At 72.6% G+C, this 20,967-nt stretch carries 21 protein-coding genes; 13 read left to right on the plus strand and 8 right to left on the minus strand.

Features of this window, described 5'->3' with window-relative positions:
• Window positions 1-7: 7 nt before the first annotated feature.
• Window positions 8-949 (minus strand): sugar kinase, encoded by a 942-nt coding sequence (locus ABZ738_RS10255; RefSeq protein ID WP_357212301.1) that lies wholly within the window; start codon window positions 947-949, stop codon window positions 8-10.
• Window positions 946-1,881, minus strand: coding sequence for a pseudouridine-5'-phosphate glycosidase (locus ABZ738_RS10260; protein ID WP_357212303.1), 936 nt, complete (start codon window positions 1,879-1,881; stop codon window positions 946-948). Before ABZ738_RS10260 ends, ABZ738_RS10255 begins: the two co-directional genes overlap by 4 nt.
• A gap of 89 nt (window positions 1,882-1,970) precedes the next feature.
• Here ABZ738_RS10260 and ABZ738_RS10265 point away from each other — a divergent pair, with 89 nt between their 5' ends.
• The 3 genes from ABZ738_RS10265 to ABZ738_RS10275 all read left to right on the plus strand — a co-directional run bounded on the left by ABZ738_RS10265 (window position 1,971) and on the right by ABZ738_RS10275 (window position 4,929).
• The gene (locus ABZ738_RS10265) at window positions 1,971-2,189 is read left to right on the plus strand and encodes a DUF3039 domain-containing protein (protein ID WP_131057695.1); all 219 of its coding nucleotides are present in this window, start codon (window positions 1,971-1,973) and stop codon (window positions 2,187-2,189) included.
• Window positions 2,190-2,229: 40 nt separating this feature from the next.
• Window positions 2,230-2,883 (plus strand): trimeric intracellular cation channel family protein, encoded by a 654-nt coding sequence (locus tag ABZ738_RS10270; RefSeq protein WP_357212306.1) that lies wholly within the window; start codon window positions 2,230-2,232, stop codon window positions 2,881-2,883.
• 321 nt (window positions 2,884-3,204) lie between these two features.
• Window positions 3,205-4,929, plus strand: coding sequence for a DEAD/DEAH box helicase (locus tag ABZ738_RS10275; protein ID WP_357212308.1), 1,725 nt, complete (start codon window positions 3,205-3,207; stop codon window positions 4,927-4,929).
• A gap of 212 nt (window positions 4,930-5,141) precedes the next feature.
• Here ABZ738_RS10275 and ABZ738_RS10280 read toward each other — a convergent pair whose 3' ends face one another.
• Both ABZ738_RS10280 and ABZ738_RS10285 read right to left on the minus strand, forming a co-directional pair.
• A complete protein-coding gene (locus tag ABZ738_RS10280; protein ID WP_117226588.1) occupies window positions 5,142-5,375 on the minus strand; it encodes a hypothetical protein in 234 nt (77 codons plus the stop codon).
• 242 nt (window positions 5,376-5,617) lie between these two features.
• Complete coding sequence (locus ABZ738_RS10285) at window positions 5,618-7,216, minus strand: RNA polymerase sigma factor (RefSeq protein WP_176093060.1); 1,599 nt, start codon at window positions 7,214-7,216, stop codon at window positions 5,618-5,620.
• A gap of 287 nt (window positions 7,217-7,503) precedes the next feature.
• Here ABZ738_RS10285 and ABZ738_RS10290 point away from each other — a divergent pair, with 287 nt between their 5' ends.
• Window positions 7,504-8,325, plus strand: coding sequence for an inositol monophosphatase family protein (locus ABZ738_RS10290; protein WP_357212311.1), 822 nt, complete (start codon window positions 7,504-7,506; stop codon window positions 8,323-8,325).
• A gap of 93 nt (window positions 8,326-8,418) precedes the next feature.
• Here the strand turns inward: ABZ738_RS10290 and ABZ738_RS10295 are convergent, their stop codons facing one another.
• Window positions 8,419-8,934, minus strand: coding sequence for a LytR C-terminal domain-containing protein (locus ABZ738_RS10295; RefSeq protein ID WP_201272485.1), 516 nt, complete (start codon window positions 8,932-8,934; stop codon window positions 8,419-8,421).
• Window positions 8,935-9,367: 433 nt separating this feature from the next.
• On the opposite strand from ABZ738_RS10295, the gene ABZ738_RS10300 reads away from it, so the two are divergent.
• Together ABZ738_RS10300 and ABZ738_RS10305 are read left to right on the plus strand one after the other, a co-directional pair.
• Window positions 9,368-9,664, plus strand: a complete 297-nt coding sequence (locus ABZ738_RS10300; RefSeq protein ID WP_007075406.1) for a DUF4193 domain-containing protein — start codon at window positions 9,368-9,370, stop codon at window positions 9,662-9,664.
• A gap of 222 nt (window positions 9,665-9,886) precedes the next feature.
• A complete protein-coding gene (locus ABZ738_RS10305; protein WP_236145961.1) occupies window positions 9,887-10,726 on the plus strand; it encodes a hypothetical protein in 840 nt (279 codons plus the stop codon).
• Window positions 10,727-10,821: 95 nt separating this feature from the next.
• On the opposite strand, the gene ABZ738_RS10310 is transcribed toward ABZ738_RS10305, so the two are convergent.
• Window positions 10,822-11,322, minus strand: coding sequence for a DUF3093 domain-containing protein (locus tag ABZ738_RS10310; protein ID WP_131056242.1), 501 nt, complete (start codon window positions 11,320-11,322; stop codon window positions 10,822-10,824).
• Window positions 11,323-11,399: 77 nt separating this feature from the next.
• On the opposite strand from ABZ738_RS10310, the gene dut reads away from it, so the two are divergent.
• The 4 genes from dut to ABZ738_RS10330 all read left to right on the plus strand — a co-directional run bounded on the left by dut (window position 11,400) and on the right by ABZ738_RS10330 (window position 13,816).
• Window positions 11,400-11,930, plus strand: a complete 531-nt coding sequence (gene dut, locus ABZ738_RS10315) for a dUTP diphosphatase (protein WP_131056240.1) — start codon at window positions 11,400-11,402, stop codon at window positions 11,928-11,930.
• Window positions 11,927-12,595, plus strand: a complete 669-nt coding sequence (locus ABZ738_RS10320) for a DUF3710 domain-containing protein (protein WP_176093063.1) — start codon at window positions 11,927-11,929, stop codon at window positions 12,593-12,595. Before dut ends, ABZ738_RS10320 begins: the two co-directional genes overlap by 4 nt.
• Window positions 12,596-12,723: 128 nt before the next feature.
• Complete coding sequence (locus tag ABZ738_RS10325) at window positions 12,724-13,104, plus strand: OB-fold nucleic acid binding domain-containing protein (RefSeq protein ID WP_131056108.1); 381 nt, start codon at window positions 12,724-12,726, stop codon at window positions 13,102-13,104.
• Between the two features lie 31 nt (window positions 13,105-13,135).
• Window positions 13,136-13,816, plus strand: coding sequence for a DUF3159 domain-containing protein (locus ABZ738_RS10330; protein WP_131056110.1), 681 nt, complete (start codon window positions 13,136-13,138; stop codon window positions 13,814-13,816).
• A 13-nt stretch (window positions 13,817-13,829) separates the two neighbouring features.
• Here the strand turns inward: ABZ738_RS10330 and ABZ738_RS10335 are convergent, their stop codons facing one another.
• A complete protein-coding gene (locus ABZ738_RS10335; RefSeq protein WP_131056112.1) occupies window positions 13,830-14,519 on the minus strand; it encodes a TrkA family potassium uptake protein in 690 nt (229 codons plus the stop codon).
• Between the two features lies 1 nt (window position 14,520).
• Window positions 14,521-15,183, minus strand: a complete 663-nt coding sequence (locus ABZ738_RS10340; RefSeq protein WP_131056114.1) for a TrkA family potassium uptake protein — start codon at window positions 15,181-15,183, stop codon at window positions 14,521-14,523.
• Between the two features lie 152 nt (window positions 15,184-15,335).
• Here ABZ738_RS10340 and ABZ738_RS10345 point away from each other — a divergent pair, with 152 nt between their 5' ends.
• The 3 genes from ABZ738_RS10345 to dxs all read left to right on the plus strand — a co-directional run bounded on the left by ABZ738_RS10345 (window position 15,336) and on the right by dxs (window position 20,714).
• Entirely contained in the window at window positions 15,336-17,411 is a 2,076-nt protein-coding gene (locus ABZ738_RS10345) for an APC family permease (RefSeq protein WP_357212316.1), read from the plus strand.
• Window positions 17,408-18,643, plus strand: a complete 1,236-nt coding sequence (locus tag ABZ738_RS10350) for a TRAM domain-containing protein (protein ID WP_357212318.1) — start codon at window positions 17,408-17,410, stop codon at window positions 18,641-18,643. Before ABZ738_RS10345 ends, ABZ738_RS10350 begins: the two co-directional genes overlap by 4 nt.
• A 112-nt stretch (window positions 18,644-18,755) precedes the next feature.
• Entirely contained in the window at window positions 18,756-20,714 is a 1,959-nt protein-coding gene (gene dxs, locus ABZ738_RS10355) for a 1-deoxy-D-xylulose-5-phosphate synthase (protein WP_131053359.1), read from the plus strand.
• Window positions 20,715-20,967: the final 253 nt, after the last annotated feature.

Below are 20,967 nucleotides of genomic sequence, written 5' to 3' on the forward strand. Positions count from 1 at the left end.
GAGCGGTTCAGCCGACCGGCCGGGCACCCACCTGGGAGACCGCCGCCGCGCCGAGGTCGGTGGCCCGGTTCAGGGCGGCCTCCGGGGTCGCCCCGGTCAGCCAGGCGGCGAGCAGCCCGGCCGCGAAGGCGTCACCCGCTCCCGTCACGTCCACCACCGCCACCCGGCGGGCCGGTGAGGTGACGAGCGTGCCGGTCCGTTCCACCCAGGTGGCACCCGCGCCACCGCGCTTGACCACCACCCGTCGGGCGGTGGCGGCCAGCGCCCGCCCCTGGGCCGCCGGATCCAGTCCGCCGGCCAGCACCGTCGCCTCGTCGGTGTTCACCAGCAGCAGGTCGACCCCGCGTACCCAGGACAGGAAGGCCGCCGGGCCGACGGCCCGCAGCGGTGCCGCGGAGGCCGCGTCCACGCTGGTGGTGAGGCCGCGCTCGCGGGCGGCGGCCAGCGCGTGCCGGCCCGCCGGGCGGGACTCCGGGTCCAGCAGGGTGTACCCGGACAGGTGCAGGTGGCTCGCCTCCGGCGCCTCGGCCAGGGCCGCGTCGACCTGCTCGGGGCGCAGCCGCACGTTCGCCCCGCGCTCGGTGACCATGGTGCGTTCGTCCTCACCGGCCAGCACGATCACCGTGCCGGTGCCGATTCCGGGCACCGTCCGCACCGCGCAGTCGACGCCGACGGCGGCCAGCTCCGCGATCCGGTCCCGTCCCGCGGCGTCGTCGCCGACGGCACCGACCAGCGTCACCGGTACGTGCTGCGTGGTCAGCCAGGCGGCGGTGTTCGCGGCCTGCCCGCCACCGGTGAACCGGATCGACGCGGGCGTGTCCGTGCCCCGGGCCAGCGGGGTGGTCAGCACCGCCACCACGTCGGTGATCACGTCACCGACGACCAGCACCCGGCCGGCGGGGCTGACGCGGCGCGTTCCGGTGCCGGTCCGTACGCCGGATCCGCTCACGCCGTGGCGCTGTCGCGCCGGGTGGTGGCGGCCACCGCGATCCGGGCGGCGAGATCGGCGTTGCGCAGGATGATCCGGACGTTGACCGCCAGGCTGGCGCCCTCCGTGGCGGAGTGGAAGTGGGAGAGCAGGTACGGGGTGACCGCCTTGCCGCTCACCCCGTCGCGCTCCAGTCGGGCCAGCCCCTCGGCGAGCGTCCGGTCGTGCAGGTCCGGGTCGAGCTGCTCGTCGACCGGCAGCGGGTTGGCGACGACCAGACCGCCGTGGTGCACGCCGTGCGCCTCGCGGGCGGCCAGCGCGTCGGCGATCAGCTCCGGCGAGTCGACCGACCAGTCCAGGTCGAAGCCGCTGTCGGTGATGAAGAAGCCCGGGAACCGACGGGTGCGGTAGCCGACCACGGCCACCCCGAGGGTCTCCAGACGCTCCAGCGTCGCGCCCACGTCGAGGATCGACTTGACCCCGGCACAGACCACCGTGATCGGCGTCCGGGCGAGGGTGACCAGGTCGGCGGACTCGTCGAAGGTCTGCGCAGCCTCGCGGTGCACCCCGCCCAGGCCGCCGGTGGCGAACACGCCGATCCCGGCCCGGGCCGCCACCGCGCTGGTCGCGGCCACGGTGGTGGCGCCGTCCGCGCCGGTCGCGGCGGCCACCGCGAGATCGCGTACGGAGAGTTTGGTCACGTCCTCGGCGGTGGCCAGCCGGGTCAGCTCGTCGTCGTCGAGGCCCACCACGAGTTCGCCGGAGACCATCCCGATGGTGGCCGGGACGGCGCCCGCGTCCCGGACGGCCTGTTCGATCTCCCGGGCCACCCGCAGGTTGTCCGGCCGGGGCAGGCCGTGCGAGACGATGGTGCTCTCCAGGGCGACCACAGGACGCCGCTCGCGCAGCGCCTGGGCCACCTCGACGCCGTGGCGAAGGTGAAAGTCGGTCACAGTCGCCCACCGTACTGCCGCCACCCCGGTCACCTCAGGTGGACCGGGGCCACAGTGACCTGCCAGACTTGTCGGTCGGAGGTGCAGACGTGAGCACAGAGGTCCTCGAGCGTCCGGAGCTGAAGGACGCCGACACCGGCCCGGAGATGTTCCACTACGTCCGGAAGGAAAAGATCGCCGAGAGTGCCGTCATGGGCACCTTCGTCGTGGCGCTGTGCGGAGAGACCTTCCCGGTGACAAAGACCCCCAAAAAGGGTTCACCGGTCTGCCCCAAGTGCAAAGAGATCTACGACTCGTACCGCGAGTGACCCCGGGCCGACCGCCCGTACGCCCGCGTAACCTGCGGCGGTGACCACCTCCACCGCCCTGCTCCTGGCCGACCTGGCCGGGGTCGCGGTCTTCGCCGCCTCGGGAGCCTCCGCGGCGGTCGCCAAGCGCCTCGATCTGTTCGGCGTGGTCTTCGTCGGTTTCGTCGCCGCCCTCGGCGGTGGGATCTTCCGTGACCTGGTCATCAACGAGGCGCCGCCGTTGGCCTTCGGCGACTGGCGATACGCGACCACCGCCGCGCTGACCGCCGGGGCGATCTTCTGGCTGCACCCGCAGTTCGCCCGGCTGCGGACCACCGTCCTGGTGCTGGACGCGGCCGGGCTGGGCCTGTTCACCGTCGTCGGCACCCTCAAAGCCCTCGAAGCCCAGGTCCCGCCCGTCGGTGCCTGCCTGATCGGCATGCTCACCGCGATCGGCGGTGGGCTGGTCCGTGACCTGCTCACCGCCGAGATCCCGGTGGTGCTACGGCGGGAGATCTACGCGCTCGCGGCACTGGTCGGCTCGATCGTGGTCGCGGTCCTGTACGGCCTCGACCGCACCGGCCCGGTCCCGCTCACCGCCGCGGCGGCGCTGGTCTTCGGCGTACGCCTGGTGGCGCTGCGGCGCCGGTGGTCGGCGCCGGTGGCGACGCTGCGCCCGCCCCGCGCCGGGGCGTCCGGCCCGCCGCCGGAGTGACGGCGACCGCCGCCGCTGCGGCCGTCACCACCCGGTGGACGCGGCGTCATGTCGCGGACGCGGCGCGGTGGCCGAGACGACGTGGTGCGGAGGCCGACGCGGCACGGTGACCTGGCGCTCTGGTCGTTGCGGCCGGGCAGTGGCGAAGGGCACCGGACGTCCGGTGTGGCGTCGCGTGGGGCCGGTCGCCGGTCCTGGTTATGCTGAGTCGGCCTTCGCGGCTTCTTCTGCGCGGAGGCGTTTTCGTGGGGCGACTACCGCGCCCCCGACCCGGGTCCGCCGGCCTGCGGTCGGGACACTGCGGTCGGAGAGGAGCGAGCCGTGGCACCCCGGACGCCGGCGCTCGAGACGTTCCCGCCCCTACGGGCCTGGCAACGCAAGGCGATGGTGGAGTACCTGCGCCGACGCAGCGAGGACTTCACCGCAGTCGCCACCCCGGGTGCCGGGAAGACCACCTTCGCCCTGCGGATCGCCGCCGAGCTGCTCGCGGACGGCACCGTCGAGGCGGTGACCGTGGTGGCGCCGACCGAGCACCTGAAGACCCAGTGGGCGGACGCGGCGGCCCGGATCGGCATCCAGCTCGACGCCGCGTTCCGTAACGCCGACCTGCACTCGTCGACGGACTTCCACGGTGCGGTGATCACCTACGCGCAGGTCGGCATGGCCCCGCACGTGCACCGGCGGCGCACCATGACCCGGCGCACCCTGGTCATCCTCGACGAGATCCACCACGCCGGCGACTCCCGCACCTGGGGCGACGGGGTGAAGGCCGCCTTCGAACCGGCCGTACGCCGGCTGATGCTGACCGGTACGCCGTTCCGCTCCGACGACAACCCGATCCCGTTCGTCGACTACGAGCGGGGTGGGGACGGGCTGCTGCGGTCCCGGGCCGACTCGGTGTACGGCTACAGCGACGCCCTGCGCGACGGCGTGGTGCGGCCGGTGCTGTTCCTGGCGTACTCCGGGGAGACCCGGTGGCGCACCAACGCCGGGGAGGAGCTGTCGGCCCGGCTGGGCGAGCCGATGACCCAGGATCTCATCGCCCAGGCCTGGCGTACCGCCCTGGATCCGGCCGGGGACTGGATGCCGCAGGTGCTGCGGGCCGCCGACGCCCGGCTGACCGTGCTGCGCGAGGCGGGCATGCCCGACGCGGCCGGTCTGGTGATCGCCACCGACCAGCAGTCCGCCCGCTCGTACGCCAAACTCATCGAGCAGGTCACCGGCGAGAAGGCGGCTGTCGTCCTCTCCGACGACGTGGGCGCTTCGGCCCGGATCGCGACGTTCGCGGCGTCCGAGCAGCGGTGGTTGGTCGCGGTGCGGATGGTCTCCGAGGGGGTCGACATCCCCCGGCTGGCCGTCGGCGTCTACGCCACCAGTGCGAGCACGCCGCTCTACTTCGCGCAGGCCATCGGGCGGTTCGTCCGGGCCCGTCGCCCGGGTGAGACCGCCTCGGTGTTCCTGCCCAGCGTCCCGCACCTGCTCGGGCTGGCCAGCGAGATGGAGGCCGAGCGGGACCACGTGCTCGGCAAGCCGAAGGACCGCGAGGGTTTCGACGACGACCTGCTGGAGCGGGCCCAGCGCGACGACCAGGCCAGCGGCGAACTGGAGAAGCGGTTCGCCGCCCTCTCCGCCACCGCCGAACTCGACCAGGTGATCTTCGACGGCGCCTCGTTCGGCACCGCCGCCCAGGCCGGTACGCCCGAGGAGGAGGAGTACCTGGGCCTGCCCGGGCTGCTGACCTCGGCACAGGTGGCGGAGCTGCTGTCCAAGCGGCAGTCCGAGCAACTGGCGGCCCGGAAGCGGCGCGCGACCGAGCGGCCCGCCGAGCCCTCCGCCCCGCCCGCGCCGGCACCGATGAACGCCGCACAGCGCCGGGTCGCGCTACGTCGTCAGCTCAACGCCCTGGTGGCCGCCCAGCACCACCGCACCGGCCAGCCGCACGGCAAGATCCACGCCGAGCTCCGCCGCCTCTGCGGTGGCCCGCCCAGCGCCCAGGCCACCATCGAACAGCTCGAAGAACGCATCGCGACCGTCCAGACCCTCTAATCCCACCCACCCCACCCACCCACCCCGCCTGACCCGGGTGATCAAGAGGTTTGCGTCGGGATGAGCCGGCGATCGTGGCCCAAATCTCTTGATCACCCGGGTAGGGCGGGGCGGGGAGAGGGAGGGCGGGGCGGGGAGAGGGCGGGGCGGGGAGACGGAGCCGGCCGGAGGCCCTTGTGGGGGCCTCCGGCCGGCTCTGTGTCTCGTGGGTTCTAGTTGGCCATCAGGTCGGCGCCGCGCCACGTGAACTCAGGATCCGTCGCGAACCGTACGGTGATCTTCACGAGATCTTCCGCGTACTTGTTGGCGTGGTGTCCACAGAACACCAGCTCACTGCCACCCGAGAGGGTGATCCGGAGCTTGCCGGCGGCATTGCAGCGGTCGCACCGTTCATCGGCGGCCGGGGGGCTCACCGTCTCGGGCGGCGGCGTGAGGGTCGGGGTCATCGCCTTCCTCCTCTGGTCGTCACCGATGAACACTCTCTTCGGTCTGGTCACCTATCGTGCAACACCCTTGCAGGGCCTCGCCTTCCCTGTGTGCCCGCGGGGGACCGAGGTCACACCTGGCACGGATAGTGTGCCGTGCACCCAGGGTGCCACGTCAACGATCACATTCGTGCAACCACCTGATCACCATCCGGCGTTGACGCCTGGTGATCAAAACGACACGATCGGTTGACGTGTGCTGATCAGTCGAGATAATCCCGGAGTACCTGGGAACGCGACGGGTGCCGCAACTTGGACATCGTCTTGGACTCGATCTGCCGGATCCGCTCCCGGGTCACCCCGTAGACTTGCCCGATCTCGTCCAGCGTGCGCGGCTGGCCGTCGGTCAGGCCGAAGCGCAGGCGGACGACGCCCGCCTCCCGCTCGGACAGCGTCTGGAGCACCTGCTGGAGCTGGTCCTGGAGCAGCGAGAAGGACACCGCGTCGACCGCGACGACCGCCTCCGAGTCCTCGATGAAGTCACCGAGCTGGCTGTCGCCCTCGTCGCCGATGGTCTGGTCGAGCGAGATCGGCTCCCGGGCGTACTGCTGGATCTCCAGCACCTTCTCCGGTGTGATGTCCATCTCCTTCGCCAGCTCCTCCGGAGTGGGCTCACGGCCCAGGTCCTGGAGCAGCTCGCGCTGGATCCGGCCCAACTTGTTGATCACTTCGACCATGTGTACCGGGATGCGGATGGTGCGGGCCTGGTCGGCCATGGCGCGGGTGATGGCCTGGCGGATCCACCAGGTGGCGTAGGTGGAGAACTTGTAGCCCTTGGTGTAGTCGAATTTCTCGACGGCGCGGATGAGGCCGAGGTTGCCTTCCTGGATGAGGTCGAGGAAGGCCATGCCACGGCCCGTGTACCGCTTGGCGAGCGAGACGACCAGGCGGAGGTTCGCCTCCAGCAGGTGGTTCTTGGCGCGCTCGCCGTCGCGGGAGATCCAGAGCAGGTCGCGCTGCATGTCGCGGACCAGCTTCTCCTCGCCCTCGTCGGCGGCGCGCAGTCGCTCGGCGGCGTAGAGCCCGGCCTCGATCCGCTTGGCCAGCTCCACCTCCTGCTCGGCGTTGAGCAGCGGCACCTTGCCGATCTGCTTGAGGTACGCCCGGACGGAGTCGGCCGACGCCGTCAGCTCGGCGTCCCGGCGCGCCTGCTTGAGCGCCTCGGACTCCTCGTCGTCCCACTCGAAGTCGTTGTCGGTGGCCGAACTCGCCGCGTCGGCCTCGGCGGCCCGGGTCAGCTCGGCCGGCTCCTCGACCACCACGTCCTCGATCTCGGCGGCGAGTTCCTCGGGGTCGACCTCACCCTCGGCACCCTCGCCCTTGCCGGCGGCCTTGGCCGGCTTGGCGCCGGTCGCGGCGGCCACCGTCGCCTTGGTGGCCCGGGTGGACTTCTTGGCCGGCGCGACGGCCTTGGCCACGTCGGCGGTGGTGCCGGTGGCCTTGCGCGCGGTCGCCTTGCGGGGTGCCGGCGCCGGCGCCTCGTCGGCGGCGGCCGCCTGCTTCGGGGCGGGCGGAGCCGCCTTCTTGGTGGTCTTGGCGGTGGTGGCCCGGGAGGCGGGAGTCGCGGAGCGGGCGGCGGCGACCCGGCGGCGGGTGCTGGCCGAACCGTCGACCACCACGGTCACCCCGGCCTCGGAGAGCGCCCGCAGGATCTTCTTGGCCTGGGCCGGAGTCACCTCGGCGGACTCGACGGTGCGCGCGAGCTGGGCCGACGTGAGCTGGCCGCCGGCGCTCTGCGCGTGGGCGATCAGGGTGTCGGTGAGCGAGCGAACGTCGGCGCCGGTCTGGCGGGGTTCTGTCACGAATGACCTTCCGGAGGCGAAGAGCGAGCACGGCCGGGATCGTCCGGCGCAGCGTGGGGCACCACGCCGGGCGATGTGGTTGAGGAACCCCCGTGTCCCCGGCCGACCGGTCGTCCGGTCGCCCGTGGCGGTGGGCAGGGGTGAATTGTAACGCCGTCTGCGGCGATCATCCTGCGCCGCACGGCTGACCGGCGGTCGAGACCGCCGATTCGGTGCACATCTGGACTTTGTAAGGATGATACCCGCGCAGGACTCGGAAACCCGCCCGTGCGGGAAGGGGACGGACGATGGACCGCTCGACGCCGCAGCCAGGGCAGTTGTTGGAGACCGCGATCGAGGTGGCGCGGGAGGCGGCGGCCACCGCATACCGGATGAGGGTCGAGGGCGTCTCCGTGGCGGCCACCAAGAGCACCGCCACCGACGTGGTGACCGCCGCCGACCGCGCGGTGGAGCGCCAGATCATCGACGCGTTGCGTCGGCGGCGTCCGGACGACGCGGTGCTGGGCGAGGAGTACGGCGCGGCGGAGCGCGGTACGGCGGCACCGGCGCCGGTGCGGTGGATCGTGGATCCGATCGACGGCACGGTCAACTACCTGTACGGGCTGGCGCACTGCGCGGTGTCGATCGCCGCCGAGGTGAACGGCGAGGTCGTGGCCGGTGTGGTGCGCAACATCCAGACCGGCGAGGAGTGGACCGCGACGAGCGGCGGCGGTGCCTGGCGGGACGGCCGGCGGTTGCGCGGCTCCGCCGAGACCGACCTCGGGCAGGCGCTGGTGATCACCGGTTTCGGCTACGACTCGGCCCGTCGGGTCCACCAGGCCCGGGTGGTGACCGAGTTGATCGCGCACGTCCGGGACATCCGTCGGCTCGGCGCCGCCGCCGTCGACCTCTGCCTGGTCGCCGAGGGGCGCGCCGACGCGTTCTACGAGAAGGGCCTGGCGGACTGGGACCGGGCCGCCGGCGGACTGGTGGCCACCGAGGCCGGCCTGCGGATCGGCGGGATCGACGGGCAGGACCCCGGGCCGGACATGGTCATCGCGGCGCCGCCGGAGCTGTTCGTGCCGCTGCACGACCGGCTGGCCGCGCTGGACGCCTCCGGCGGCCCCTGATCGTCCGGCCGGGTGACCCGTAGTCGGGACGCTCGGCCGATCAGATCGGCCCGCCCGGCTCGTCCGGTCCACCCGGTCGGGTCGATCCGTCGGTCAGTCCTCGATCGGCATCGGGCAGGTGCCCGGCGGGGCCACCGGCGAACCGAGGTCACCGAGGGACTGGTTCACCTCGGTGGTGGTCGCCAGTTGCCGGAAGCCGTTGCCGAGGACCACGTCGACCACGTCGTCCTCGCGCTTGGCGTCGTACTCGTACTCGGCGTTGTTGAGGAAGTACGCCCGCAGCAGGTGGGCGGAGCCGACGCCCTTCGGGCCGTACCGCAGCACCGCCACGTCGTCGACCTGCTTCTTCTGGCTCGCTTCCTTCTGGACCTGGAAGTCGCGGTTGCGGAACTCGTCGCCCACGCTGGCGGCCAACCCGGGGCGGTCGGTGGCGTTCAGCACTTTGATCTTGACGTCCTTGCGCTCGCGCAACGTCACGTCGGCGCGGGGCCAGTCCTCCGGGCAACCCTGGGCGGAGCCCGCGTTACCCTGGGTGTCCTTGACGAGTGCGACGACCACGAAGACCAGGGCGACCACCGCCAGCATGCCGACGACAACGAGTGCTCGCACTCGCGCAAAGCTCATCAGGGCGCTCCCGGGCGATGGATGGGTGGCAGCGGCCGTCGGCGTGGGGGGCCCGTCCCGCCGGCCGCCGGGTACGCCGCTGAGGTTAACGGTTGTCCGACCGTCGCGTGGAAACAGTCCGACATACCGGCGCGCCACCCTGGAACCGGGTACTACTACCCCTATCTTCGTGTCGCCTGAGTCACATTGGGAACAACTTCCCGTGCAGGGGCGTACATCTCAGCCACGAGGGCGGTATACATGCCTCGCCCAAGGGGGGGTAGGTTCCGCGCTCGTCGGGGAGATCCTCTGGCGGTCTGGCCCACACAGTCGTCGGGTCGGGTGGCCGACACTTGCGGTGGCCTGCCAGCGGAACCGAAACAGCGTCGTCCGGCGTTACAACCGGAAGCGACAACATCGAAATGGGAGAGTGAAACCGATGGCCACCGACTACGACGCCCCGCGCCGCGACGAGGTCGACCTCGGCGAGGACAGCCTCGAAGAGCTCAAGGCCCGGCGCGTCGACTCACAGTCGGGTGCCGTGGACGTCGACGAGGCGGAGGTGGCGGAGAGCTTCGAGCTGCCCGGCGCCGACCTGGCCGACGAGGAGCTCACGGTCAAGGTGCTGCCGATGCAGCAGGACGAGTTCCGCTGTGCCCGGTGCTTCCTGGTGCACCACCGCAGCCAGCTGGCAGTCGAGCGCAACGGCGAGCTGATCTGCCGTGAGTGTGTCTGACCGACGGCCCGACACCACCAGAACAGCGGCGGCTCCGGGACGGAGCCGCCGCTACCCGGCTCGGCGAGCGGTGGTGCCCGAGACCTGATTCACTCGTGAGGTGACGCGCCACGCGGTGGCCGTCAGCCGGGGGAGGTCAGGCATGGGCGCGCGGCAGTGGTCGAGTCATCGATTCCGGGCCGCGGTGTCGCGTGGCGGCACGGAGGGCAGCGGAGTGGCGGCATGAGCGAGCCGAACGCGAACAGGCGGGACGCGGACGAGCAGGGCACGCACGGGCAGGACACGGACGAGCTGGGCGCGACGGTGGTGGCGTTGACCGCCGACGACGTCGAGCCGGCGGCGCGTCGGAAGTTGCTCGGGCGTCTGGTGCAGCAGGCCCGGAACCGGGGCATCGGTGATCTCTTCAAGCCCAAGGCGGCCGTGCGGTGGATGGTCGACACCGTCGCCGAGGTCGCCCCGCACGTACCGATCCGGGACCTGGCGACCCTGCGCCGGCACTTCCCGGGCCTGGACGACGAGCAGTTGGCCGACCGGCTGGTCCGCAACGCGTCCCGGGCGACCGCGGGGATCGGCGCGGCCGGTGGCGGCGCCTCCGCCGTGCAGTGGACGGTCACCCCGAGCCTGTTGTCCGCGCCGGTGCTGCTGGCCGCCGAGACGGTCACCGTGGTGACGATCGAGCTGAAGCTGACCGGCGAGCTGCACGAGATCTACGGCGCGCCGCTGCCCAGCGGCGGCACGGAGCGTACGGTCGCCCTGGTGCAGGCGTGGGCCAACCGGCGCGGCGTCAACCCGATGATGCCGGGCGTGGGGGTCGGCGCGGTGCTCGGCACCGCCGCCCGGCACGAGCTGCGGGACACCCTGCTCAAGCGGTTCGGTCGTAACCTGACCACGCTCGGGCCCTTCCTCACCGGCGCGGCGGTGGCGAGCTTCCTGAACCGGCGGGCGACCCGGGCGCTGGCCGACGAACTCCGCACCGACCTGCGCCGGCAGCGGCGGACGCTGCCCGGTGGACCGGCCGGGCCACCCGTGCCCGGTGGCCCGCCCGCGCTGCCCGCTTCCTGAACGGCCGTCCGGCGGCGGCTGAGCCCCGGGACAGTGCCGGCAACGGCCCTGAGAGCGCCGAGGAGGCCCGAGTCTGCCCGGAGTGGGGTACGAGGTCAGCGCGCCGAATCCCGGGCGGCCAGGAGCGCCTCGGCGAGTTCGACCGGGCGCCGGGAACTGACCACCCAGAACGGGGTGGGGTCGTCCGGGTCGTCGAGGACCACCTGGACGGCGCCGGAGATCCACGGCCGCTGCACCACGAACGCCAGCGGGTCGGCGGCGACACCGAGCACCTCACGCCGCCCGTCGGCGTCCAGCGCGACGGCGTCGGCGACGAAGCGCGCCGGCAGTCGGGCGTCGTCGACCTGGAGTTCCCCGTCGGTCACCGCGACCCGGATCCGGCCCAGCCAGGCCATGGTCGCCAGCGCGAGCGGGACGAGCACCGCGAACGGCAGCCAGGCGCGTACGCCGGTCGCGCCCATCCAGACCTCCACCGACAGCAGTGCGGCGACCGCGATCCCGGCCGGCCACAACCACCAGGGCAGCCGGAGCCGTTCGGTGTACGTCGGGGGTGCCGTGGTGGGGGAGGAGGACGGTGACGTGCTCACTCGTGCCAGGGTACGGCGCGCGGCGGCCCGGGTACCGGGCAGGATGGCAGGGTCACCCCCAGCGGAACGGACGAAAGAGGTAGACCGTGACCGACCTGGTGCCCGTACCGGTACGGCAACTCGACCCCGATTTGCCGCTGCCGGCGTACTCGCATCCCGGTGACGCCGGTGCCGACCTGGTGGCCGCCGCCGACGTCGAGTTGCCGCCCGGCGGCCGGGCTCTGGTGCCGACCGGCGTGGCGATCGCGTTGCCCGAGGGGTACGTGGGTCTGGTCCACCCCCGATCGGGGCTCGCGGCCAGACTCGGCGTGACGGTGCTCAACGCGCCCGGTACGGTCGACGCCGGCTACCGGGGTGAGATCCTGGTCAACCTGATCAACCATGATCGGGACGCACCGGTGAAGATCTCGCGGGGCGACCGGATCGCGCAACTCGTTGTGCAGCGGGTGGCACGGGCGGCCTTCCGGCCGGTGGCCGAACTGCCCGCGTCCGGCCGGGGCACCGGCGGGCACGGCTCCACCGGCGGACACGTCGGCCTGGTGCCGCCGCCGGCCACGGACGGCGTGGACGGAAGAGATGGCACGGTGAGTGCGAACAGCGGAGGGTGGACGCAGTGATCTTCTCCCGAAAGCGGGCCGCGGGACGGCACGCCCGTGACGAGCGAGCCACGGACGCGCTCCAGACCGTCGACGGCGCCGGGTCGGCGCCGGAGGCGCCGGCGCGCGGGCCGTACGACGTCTCCGAGGCGCCGGACGGGGTGCAGCGACTCGACCTGGGCAGCCTGCAGATCCCGGCGGTCCCCGAGGTCGAGGTGCGGGTGCAGGCCGACCCGCAGGGGGTGATCCAGCAGGTCGTGCTGGTGCACGGGCCGAGTGCCCTGCAACTCGGCGTCTTCGCCGCGCCCCGCTCCGAGGGGATCTGGGACGAGGTGCGCGAGGAGATCCGCAAGTCGTTGTTCAGCGACGGCGCCGCCGCCCAGGAGGTCGTCGGCGAGTACGGCACCGAGCTGCACGCCCGGGTGCGTACCGAGGACGGGCTGACCGACCTGCGGTTCGTCGGAGTGGACGGGCCGCGCTGGATGGTCCGGGCGGTGTACCAGGGCGCGGCGGCCACCGACCCCGACGCCGCCGGTCCGCTGGCCGACTGCCTCAACGGGCTCGTCGTCGACCGGGGACAGGAGGCCAAGCCGGTGCGGGAGCCGCTGCCGCTGCGGCTGCCCCGCGAGGCGTCCGACCAGGTCGAGGCCGATGCCGAGGTGGCGCCGGCGCCGGGTACGCGCTGAACCCGGCTCCGTCGTAGGCACCGGGACGGCCCGGACCGGCGTACGCTGGCGTGAGTCGTTCCGGTGCCGCCGGGATCGGCGGGTGCCGGCGACGTCCCGGCCGGCGTGGATGGGGTGACGCGGAGGTCATGAGCACCGGCGAGGGTCGGGGTTCGCTGCGGCGCATGTTGCGACGGCTCACCGCCAGCGAGGCCGAGATCGAGGCGCAGCAGTTGCAGTGGGACAGCGCCCGCTGCGGCGGTGTCCCGGCGGCGCAGTGCGCCCGGGGTCAGGTGGCCTCGGTCACCGGCCGCCTGCGTACGGTGGTCTACTCGCCACGGACCAACCTGCCGGCGCTGGAGGCCGACCTCTACGACGGCAGCGACGTCGTGACGCTGGTCTGGTTGGGTCAGCGGCGTATCACCGGCATCGAGCCCGGGCGACACCTGACCGCGAAGGGGCGGATCGCGGTGCGGGACGACCGCAAGGTGATCTACAACCCGTACTACGAGTTGGAGCCGTCGACGTGACTGCGCGGGCGCGGCGGATGAAAGGCGGGCGATGACCACCGGACAGCACCCGGCCACCCAGCCGGAGACCGAGCCGACCGACGAGGAGCGGCTGCCGACCGTCGCCGAGCAGATGGCCGACCAACTCGGCGGCTGGCGGGGGCTGGTGGAGTCCAGCATCCCGGTGGTCGTCTTCGTGGTGGTCAACATCCTCGGCGAGCTGCGTCCCGCGGTGATCGCCTCGGTGGGTGTGGCGGTCCTGATCGGCGTGCTGCGGCTGGCCCAGCGCCGGCCGGTGCGGCACGCGGTCAACGGACTGTTCGGCATCGGCATCGGCGCCGCCATCGCCTGGCGCACCGGCGAGGCACGCGACTTCTATCTGCCCGGCATCCTCTACGGCATCGGGTACGGAGTGGCGCTGCTGGTCTCGGCGGTGATCCGGCAGCCACTGGTCGGCTGGCTCTGGTCGGTGCTGGTGGCCAAGGGCAGCTCCGAGTGGCGCGACGATCCGAGGCTGGTGCGGACCTTCACCGGCCTGACCGTGCTCTGGGGCGTGGTCTGGTTGGCCAAGGTCGGGGTGCAGGCCGGGCTCTACCTGGCGGAGCAGGACACCGCGCTGGGCGTGGCCCGGCTCGCGCTGGGCTACCCGCCGTACGTACTGCTGTTGCTGATCACGGTCTGGACCGTCCGGCGGGTCATGCGGGAGTCGGAGCCGACGCCGCTGCCGAGCTGACCCGTCCGGCGGCTCAGCGCGACTCGCGGGTCCGCTCGACGCTGTCCGGGCCGAGGATCACCGCGCGTACCGCGTCCTCCATCTCGGCCGTGCACACGAAGATCAGCTCGTCCCCGGCCTCGACCGGGTCGTCGGGACTGGGCACCAGGACCCGCTTGCCGCGCAGGATGGCCACCAGCGCGGCGTCCCGGGGCAGCGGCACCGCCCGCAGTGGCTGCCCGACGTAGGGGGCGGTCGGCGGCAACGTGATCTCGACGAGGTTGGCCTCGCCCTGCCGGAAGGTCATCAGACGGACCAGGTCGCCGACGGTCACCGCCTCCTCGACCAGGGCGGCCATCACGCGCGGCTTGCTGACCGCCACGTCCACGCCCCACTGCTCGGTGAAGAGCCACTCGTTCTCGGCCCGGTTGACGCGGGCGACCACCCGGGGCACCGCGAACTCGGTCTTGGCCAGCAGCGAGACCACGAGGTTGGCCTTGTCGTCGCCGGTGGCCGCGACCACCACGTCACAACCGGCGAGGTCGGCCTGCTCCAGGCTGGTCAGCTCGCAGGCGTCGGCGAGTACCCACTGCGCGTCCGGCACCCGCTCCGGCCGCAGCTTCCGCCGCTGCCGTTCGATGAGCATCACCTGGTGGCCGTTCTCGATCAGCTCCTGGGCGATCGAGCGGCCCACGTTGCCGGCGCCGGCGATGGCGACCCGCATGTCACTGCCCCCCTTCCGGAGCCGCCGCCGTCGCGGTGACCGTGGCCACCATGTCGTCGGTGACCAGCATGAAGACCTGATCGCCCTCCTGCACCACGCTGGAGCCGGTGGACAGCGTGCCGATGCCGAAGCGGATCAGGTACGCCACCCGGGCCCCGGTCGCCTCCTCCAGCGCCCGGACGGGCCGGCCGATCCAGTCCTCGTGCACCGGCACCTCGATGATGGAGACCGTGCTGGTCGGATCCCGGAAGATCTCGACGTTGCCCTCCGGCAGCAGGTGCCGCAGCATCCGGTCGGCGGTCCAGCGGACGGTGGCCACGGTGGGGATGCCGAGGCGCTCGAAGACCTGGGCGCGGCGCTGGTCGTAGATGCGGGCCGCCACCCGGGACACGCCGAACGTCTCGCGGGCCAGCCGGGCGGAGATGATGTTGGAGTTGTCGCCGCTGGAGACCGCGGCGAAGGCGTCGGCCCGCTCGATGCCGGCCTCGCGCAGCACGTCGCCGTCGAAACCGGCCCCGGTGACCGTGATCCCGGCGAAGTCCGGCCCCAGGCGGCGGAACGCCTCGGCGTCGTGGTCGATCACCGCCACCGAGTGCCCCCGGGCTTCGAGGCTCTGCGCCAGGGTCGACCCGACCCGGCCACATCCCATGATCACGATATGCACGCTTCCTCCCACGGTGCGTACCGCCGCGCCTCGTCGCCTGCGAGCCTGCCACGTCGGCGTCGCGGACGGGGACCGACGGTACTCCGGCCTCGGGAGCGGCCGCGGGCGACCACCGTGCGTCCCGGCCGGCAGCGGTCGTACGCTTGGCGGCTGTGGCCCGATCCACCTCCCTGTTGAAGCGGCTGCTCGTCGGTCGACCGTTCCGGTCCGACCGCCTCAAGCACACCCTCCTGCCGAAGCGCATCGCCCTGCCCGTCTTCGCCTCGGACGCGCTGTCCAGCGTGGCGTACGCGCCGGACGAGATCCTTCTGATGCTCTCCATCGCGGGGGCCTCGGCCTTCGTGTTCTCGCCCTGGGTGGCCCTCGGCGTCGTCGTGGTGATGCTGACCGTGGTGGCCAGCTACCGGCAGAACGTGCACGCCTATCCCTCCGGCGGCGGCGACTACGAGGTGGCCACGGTCAACCTCGGCCCACGGGCCGGGGTCGGGGTGGCCAGCGCCCTGCTGGTCGACTACGTGTTGACGGTCGCCGTGTCGGTCTCCTCCGGGGTGGCCAACCTCGGCTCGGTGATCCCCTTCGTGGCGACCCACAAGGTGCTGATCGCGGTCTGCGCGGTGGTCCTGCTCACCGCCGTCAACCTGCGCGGGCTCAAGGAGGCCGGCAGCGCGTTCGCCATCCCCACCTACGGCTTCATGATCGTCATCGTCGGCATGATCCTCACCGGGCTGGTCCGGATCGTGGTGCTCGGCGAGGACCTGCGCGCGCCCAGCGCCGACCTGGTGATCGCCGCCGAGTGGCACGACACCACCGGCTGGGCGATGGCGTTCCTGCTGCTGCGCAGCTTCTCCTCCGGGTGCGCCGCGCTCACCGGCGTCGAGGCGATCTCCAACGGGGTACCGGCGTTCAAGGCGCCCAAGAGCCGCAACGCCGCCACCACGCTGCTGATGCTCGGCCTGGTCGCGGTGACCATGCTGATCGGGATCGTCTGGCTGGCCCGGCTCACCGGGTTGCAGTTCGTCGAGGACCCGGGCCACCAGATCGTCGGCGGCCCGGACGGCTACGTGCAGAAGACCGTCACCGCGCAGCTCGCGGAGACCATCTTCGGGTCCGGCTCGGTGCTGCTGTTCCTGGTGGTCGGGGTGACCGCCACGATCCTCTTCGTGGCCGCGAACACCGCCTTCACCGGCTTCCCGGTGCTCGGCTCGATCCTGGCCCAGGACCGCTACCTGCCCCGGCAGCTGCACACCCGGGGCGACCGGCTGGCCTTCTCCAACGGCATCCTGTTCCTGGCCGCCTTCGCGATCGTGCTGATCATCGGCTTCCAGGCCGAGGTGACCAAGCTCATCCAGCTCTACATCGTCGGGGTCTTCGTCTCGTTCACGCTCTCCCAGGCCGGGATGATCCGGCACTGGAACCGGCTGCTGCGCAACGAACGCGACCCTCGGGTGCGGTCCCGGATGATCCGTTCCCGGGCGATCAACGCCTTCGGCATGGCGATGACCGGGACCGTGCTGGTCATCGTGCTGATCACCAAGTTCCTGCTGGGCGCGTGGATCGCGATCGTCGCGATGGGGGTGATCTATCTGCTGATGCTGGCCATCCGTCGGCACTACGACCGGGTCGCGGTGGAGCTGACCCCGGACGAGGGACGCCCGGTGCTGCCCGCCCGCAACCACGCGATCGTGCTGGTCAGCAAGCTTCACCAGCCGACCCTGCGGGCGGTGGCGTACGCGCAGGCCACCCGGCCGGACACGCTGACCGCGGTGACCGTGAACGTGGACGACACCGACACCCGGCAGTTGCAGGCGGACTGGGAGCGGCGGGAGGTGCCGATCACGCTGACCGTGGTCGACTCGCCGTACCGCGAGATCACCCGGCCGATCCTGAACTATGTTGCGGGGGTCCGCCGCGAGTCGCCGCGCGACGTGGTCACCGTCTTCATCCCCGAGTACGTCGTCGGACGCTGGTGGGAGCACCTGCTGCACAACCAGAGCGCGTTGCGGCTCAAGGGCCGCCTGCTCTTCGAACCGGGAGTGATGGTGACCAGTGTGCCGTGGCAACTCGCCTCGACGGCCGGCAAGGACCTGGACCGGATGGACGCAACGCTGAGCCGGGGACCGGCCCGGGGCCCCCGGGCGACGCCGCGCAGCACGCTGCCGCCGAGCGTCCCGCCGGCCGCCCCGGTGGCGGCCCGCGACGGCGAGGCGCCGGGCGGTGAGCCGCGATGACCGGGTCGACCGGTGGCGGGCTGGAGGAGGCCCAGCGGGTGGAGTTGACCGTCGCGGCGGTCGCCCCCGGAGGTCACTGCGTGGCCCGGGTCGACGGGCAGGTGGTCTTCGTCCGGCACGCGCTGCCCGGTGAGCGGGTGGTGGCCGAGGTGACCGAGGTGCACCGGGGGTTCGTCCGGGCCGACGCGGTGACCGTGCTGGAGCCCGCCGAGCAGCGGGTCACCCCGCCCTGCCCGTACGCCCGGCCGGGCCGCTGCGGTGGATGCGACCTGCAACACGTCGCCCCGCAGGCCCAGCTCGACTGGAAGACCACGGTCGTCCGCGAGCAACTCGTCCGACTCGGCGGTCTCGACGAGGCCGCCTGCGACGCGCTGGGCGTCCGGGTCGAGGCACTGCCCGGCGGGCCGCTGGGCTGGCGGTCCCGGGTCCGCTACGCGGTCGACGCGGCGGGTCGGGCCGGGCTGCTCAAACACCGCTCGCACGAGGTGGTGCCGATCGACCGCTGCCTGATCGCCCACCCGGCCGTGCAGGAACTGCCGGTGCTGACCTCCGCCGGTGCGCGGTGGCCGGACGACGAGGCGGTGGAGACGGTCGCCTCCACCGGCGGGGACGTGACGGTGACCGCCGTCGCGGCCGGGCGTACCCGGATCGTGAGCGGCCCGGAACAGGTGCGTGAGCGGGCCGCCGGCCGGGAGTGGGCGCTGCCCGCCTCGTCCTTCTGGCAGGTGCACCCGGCGGCGGCGGACACGCTCGTCGACGCGGTGCTGGCACTCACCGACCCGCAGCCGGCCGAGACCGCCTGGGACCTCTACGGCGGGGCGGGGCTGTTCGCCGCCGCGCTGGCCGACCGGGTCGGCGGGTCCGGCCGGGTCACCCTGGTCGAGGCGGCCGGTGACGGCGTCACGGCGGCCCGGCAGAACCTGCGCGACCTGCCCCGGGTCGAGGTGGTGGCGGCCCGGGTGGAGACCGCGCTGGCCCGCCGTCGGATCACCGGACCGGTCGACGTGGTGGTGCTCGACCCGCCCCGGGCGGGCGCCGGTGCCAGGGTGGTGCGCGACGTGGTCGCCGCCGGGCCGCGTGCCGTCGCCTACGTCGCCTGCGACCCGGCCGCGTTCGCCCGGGACCTGCGGGTCTTCACCGGGCTGGGCTGGCGGCTGGCGGAGCTGCGCGGGTACGACCTCTTCCCGATGACCCAGCACGTGGAGTTGGTGGGCCTGCTGGTCCCGGGCTAGGCGGGGTGCTGCCGCCACGCCCGCCTACGGGTGCGGGCCTGACCTGGCGGTCAGGGTGAGGGCCCGGTGACCCGGGCTGCGAGGTGTGCGAGGGCCGATAGACTCTGCGGTCATGAGTGTTGAAGAGGACACGGCCAACCAGGGCCGGCTGCTGGCCACGGTGCACGGTCCCCAGGACGTCAAGCGGATGTCCGCCAGCGAACTGGACATCCTCAGCGCGGAGATCCGTGACTTCCTGGTCGCCAAGGTGTCCCGCACCGGCGGTCACATCGGCCCCAACCTGGGCGTGGTCGAACTCACCCTCGCCATGCACCGGGTCTTCGACTCTCCCCGGGACCGGCTGCTGTTCGACACCGGTCACCAGGCGTACGTTCACAAGATCATTACCGGCCGCCAGGAGGGCTTCGACCAGCTGCGTCAGCGCGGCGGGCTCTCCGGCTACCCGAGCCGGGCCGAGAGCGACCACGACATCATCGAGAACTCGCACGCCTCCACCGCCCTGTCGTACGCCGACGGGCTGGCCAAGGCGTACGCGCTGCGGGGCGAGGCGCGCAGCGTGGTCGCCGTGGTCGGCGACGGCGCGCTGACCGGCGGCATGTGCTGGGAGGCGCTGAACAACATCGCCGCCACCGGCAACCCGCTGGTGATCGTGGTCAACGACAACGGGCGCTCGTACGCACCGACCATCGGCGGCCTCGCCGACCACCTCTCGACGCTGCGGCTGAACCCGGGCTACGAGAAGGTCCTCGACACCGTCAAGGACGCCCTCGGCTCGACCCCGCTGGTCGGCAGGCCGATGTACGAGGTGCTGCACGCGGTCAAGAAGGGCATCAAGGACGCCGTCGCGCCGCAGGCGATGTTCGAGGACCTCGGCATCAAGTACGTCGGCCCGGTCGACGGGCACGACGTGGCCGCCGTCGAGTCCGCGCTGCGCGCGGCGAAGAACTTCGGCGGTCCGGTGATCGTGCACGCGGTCACCCGCAAGGGCTACGGCTACCGCCCGGCCGAGGAGGACGAGGCCGACTGCTTCCACGGCCCGGGCGCCTTCGACATCGCCACCGGCAAGGCCACCGCCGCGCCGTCGGTGAAGTGGACGAACGTGTTCGGCGACGAGCTGGTCGCGATCGCCGACGAGCGGCCCGACGTGGTGGGCATCACCGCCGCGATGGCCGAGCCCACCGGCATCGCGAAGCTGGCCCGCAAGTACCCCGAGCGCACCTACGACGTGGGCATCGCCGAGCAGCACGCGGTCACCTCGGCGGCCGGTCTGGCGCTCGGCGGGCTGCACCCGGTCGTGGGGGTCTACGCGACCTTCCTCAACCGGGCCTTCGACCAGGTCCTGCTGGACGTGGCGATGCACAAGCTGCCGGTCACCTTCGTGCTGGACCGGGCCGGCATCACCGGGCCGGACGGGCCGAGCCACTACGGCATCTGGGACATGTCGGTCTTCGGGGTGGTGCCGGGCCTGCGGATGGCGGCCCCCCGGGACGCCGCCACGCTGCGCGAGGAGCTGCGCGAGGCGGTCGCCGTCGACGACGGCCCGACCGTGCTGCGCTACCCGACCGGTGCCGTCGCCGCCGACCTGCCCGCGATCCGTCGGATCGGCACGGTCGACGTACTGGCCGAGTCGGCGCGTACCGACGTGCTGCTGGTCGCGGTGGGTGCCTTCGGCCAACTCGGTATGGAGGTCGCCACCCGCGTCGCCGAGCAGGGCTACGGGGTCACCGTGGTCGACCCGCGCTGGGTGCGTCCCGTCCCGGCCGAGCTGGTGGAGCTGGCCGCCGGGCACCGCCTGGTGGTCACCGTCGAGGACGGCGTCCGGCAGGGCGGCGTCGGCGACGCGCTGGCCCAGGCCATGCGGGACGCGGGCGTCCACGTGCCGTTGCGCGACCTGGGCGTACCGGCCGAGTGGCACCCGCACGGCACCCGCGCGCAGATCCTGGCCGACCTCGGCCTGACCGCGCAGGACGTGGCGCGTGACGTCACCGGCTGGATCTCCCGCCTGGAGACCACCCCGGTCGACCCGACCCGGCTGACCTCCGAGAACACCCCCACCCCGTCCGCCAACTGACCCTGCCCGACGTCCCAGCGGGAATGCCGTGCGCCACCCACCCACCCGCACGCCGTCGTCGTCGGCGCGCGGGTGGCGCCTGGCCCCGCCGATCATGGAGTCGTGGTCGGCGCAGCGTCGATCATGGAGTTCGGGCAGTGCTTTTGGCTTTCTATACCCTTTTTGTGACTGCCATCGCTCCATGATCGGCGGGGCGTCGCACGGTGCGGGGCGGCCGAGGCGGGGCGAGCGTGCGGGGCGCGGGGGGCTGGGT

Source organism: Micromonospora sp. NPDC047793 (assembly GCF_040642635.1).
Classification (GTDB): domain Bacteria; phylum Actinomycetota; class Actinomycetes; order Mycobacteriales; family Micromonosporaceae; genus Micromonospora.

Bases quoted from the DNA above. Each gene is read 5' to 3' on its own strand.
- ABZ738_RS10280 (WP_117226588.1), bottom strand. From the start codon at position 5,375: ATGACCCCGACCCTCACGCCGCCGCCCGAGACGGTGAGCCCCCCGGCC.
- ABZ738_RS10290 (WP_357212311.1), top strand. From the start codon at position 7,504: ATGGACCGCTCGACGCCGCAGCCAGGGCAGTTGTTGGAGACCGCGATC.
- ABZ738_RS10300 (WP_007075406.1), top strand. From the start codon at position 9,368: ATGGCCACCGACTACGACGCCCCGCGCCGCGACGAGGTCGACCTCGGC.
- ABZ738_RS10305 (WP_236145961.1), top strand. From the start codon at position 9,887: ATGAGCGAGCCGAACGCGAACAGGCGGGACGCGGACGAGCAGGGCACG.
- ABZ738_RS10325 (WP_131056108.1), top strand. From the start codon at position 12,724: ATGAGCACCGGCGAGGGTCGGGGTTCGCTGCGGCGCATGTTGCGACGG.
- ABZ738_RS10330 (WP_131056110.1), top strand. From the start codon at position 13,136: ATGACCACCGGACAGCACCCGGCCACCCAGCCGGAGACCGAGCCGACC.
- ABZ738_RS10335 (WP_131056112.1), bottom strand. From the start codon at position 14,519: ATGCGGGTCGCCATCGCCGGCGCCGGCAACGTGGGCCGCTCGATCGCC.
- ABZ738_RS10350 (WP_357212318.1), top strand. From the start codon at position 17,408: ATGACCGGGTCGACCGGTGGCGGGCTGGAGGAGGCCCAGCGGGTGGAG.
- dxs (WP_131053359.1), top strand. From the start codon at position 18,756: ATGAGTGTTGAAGAGGACACGGCCAACCAGGGCCGGCTGCTGGCCACG.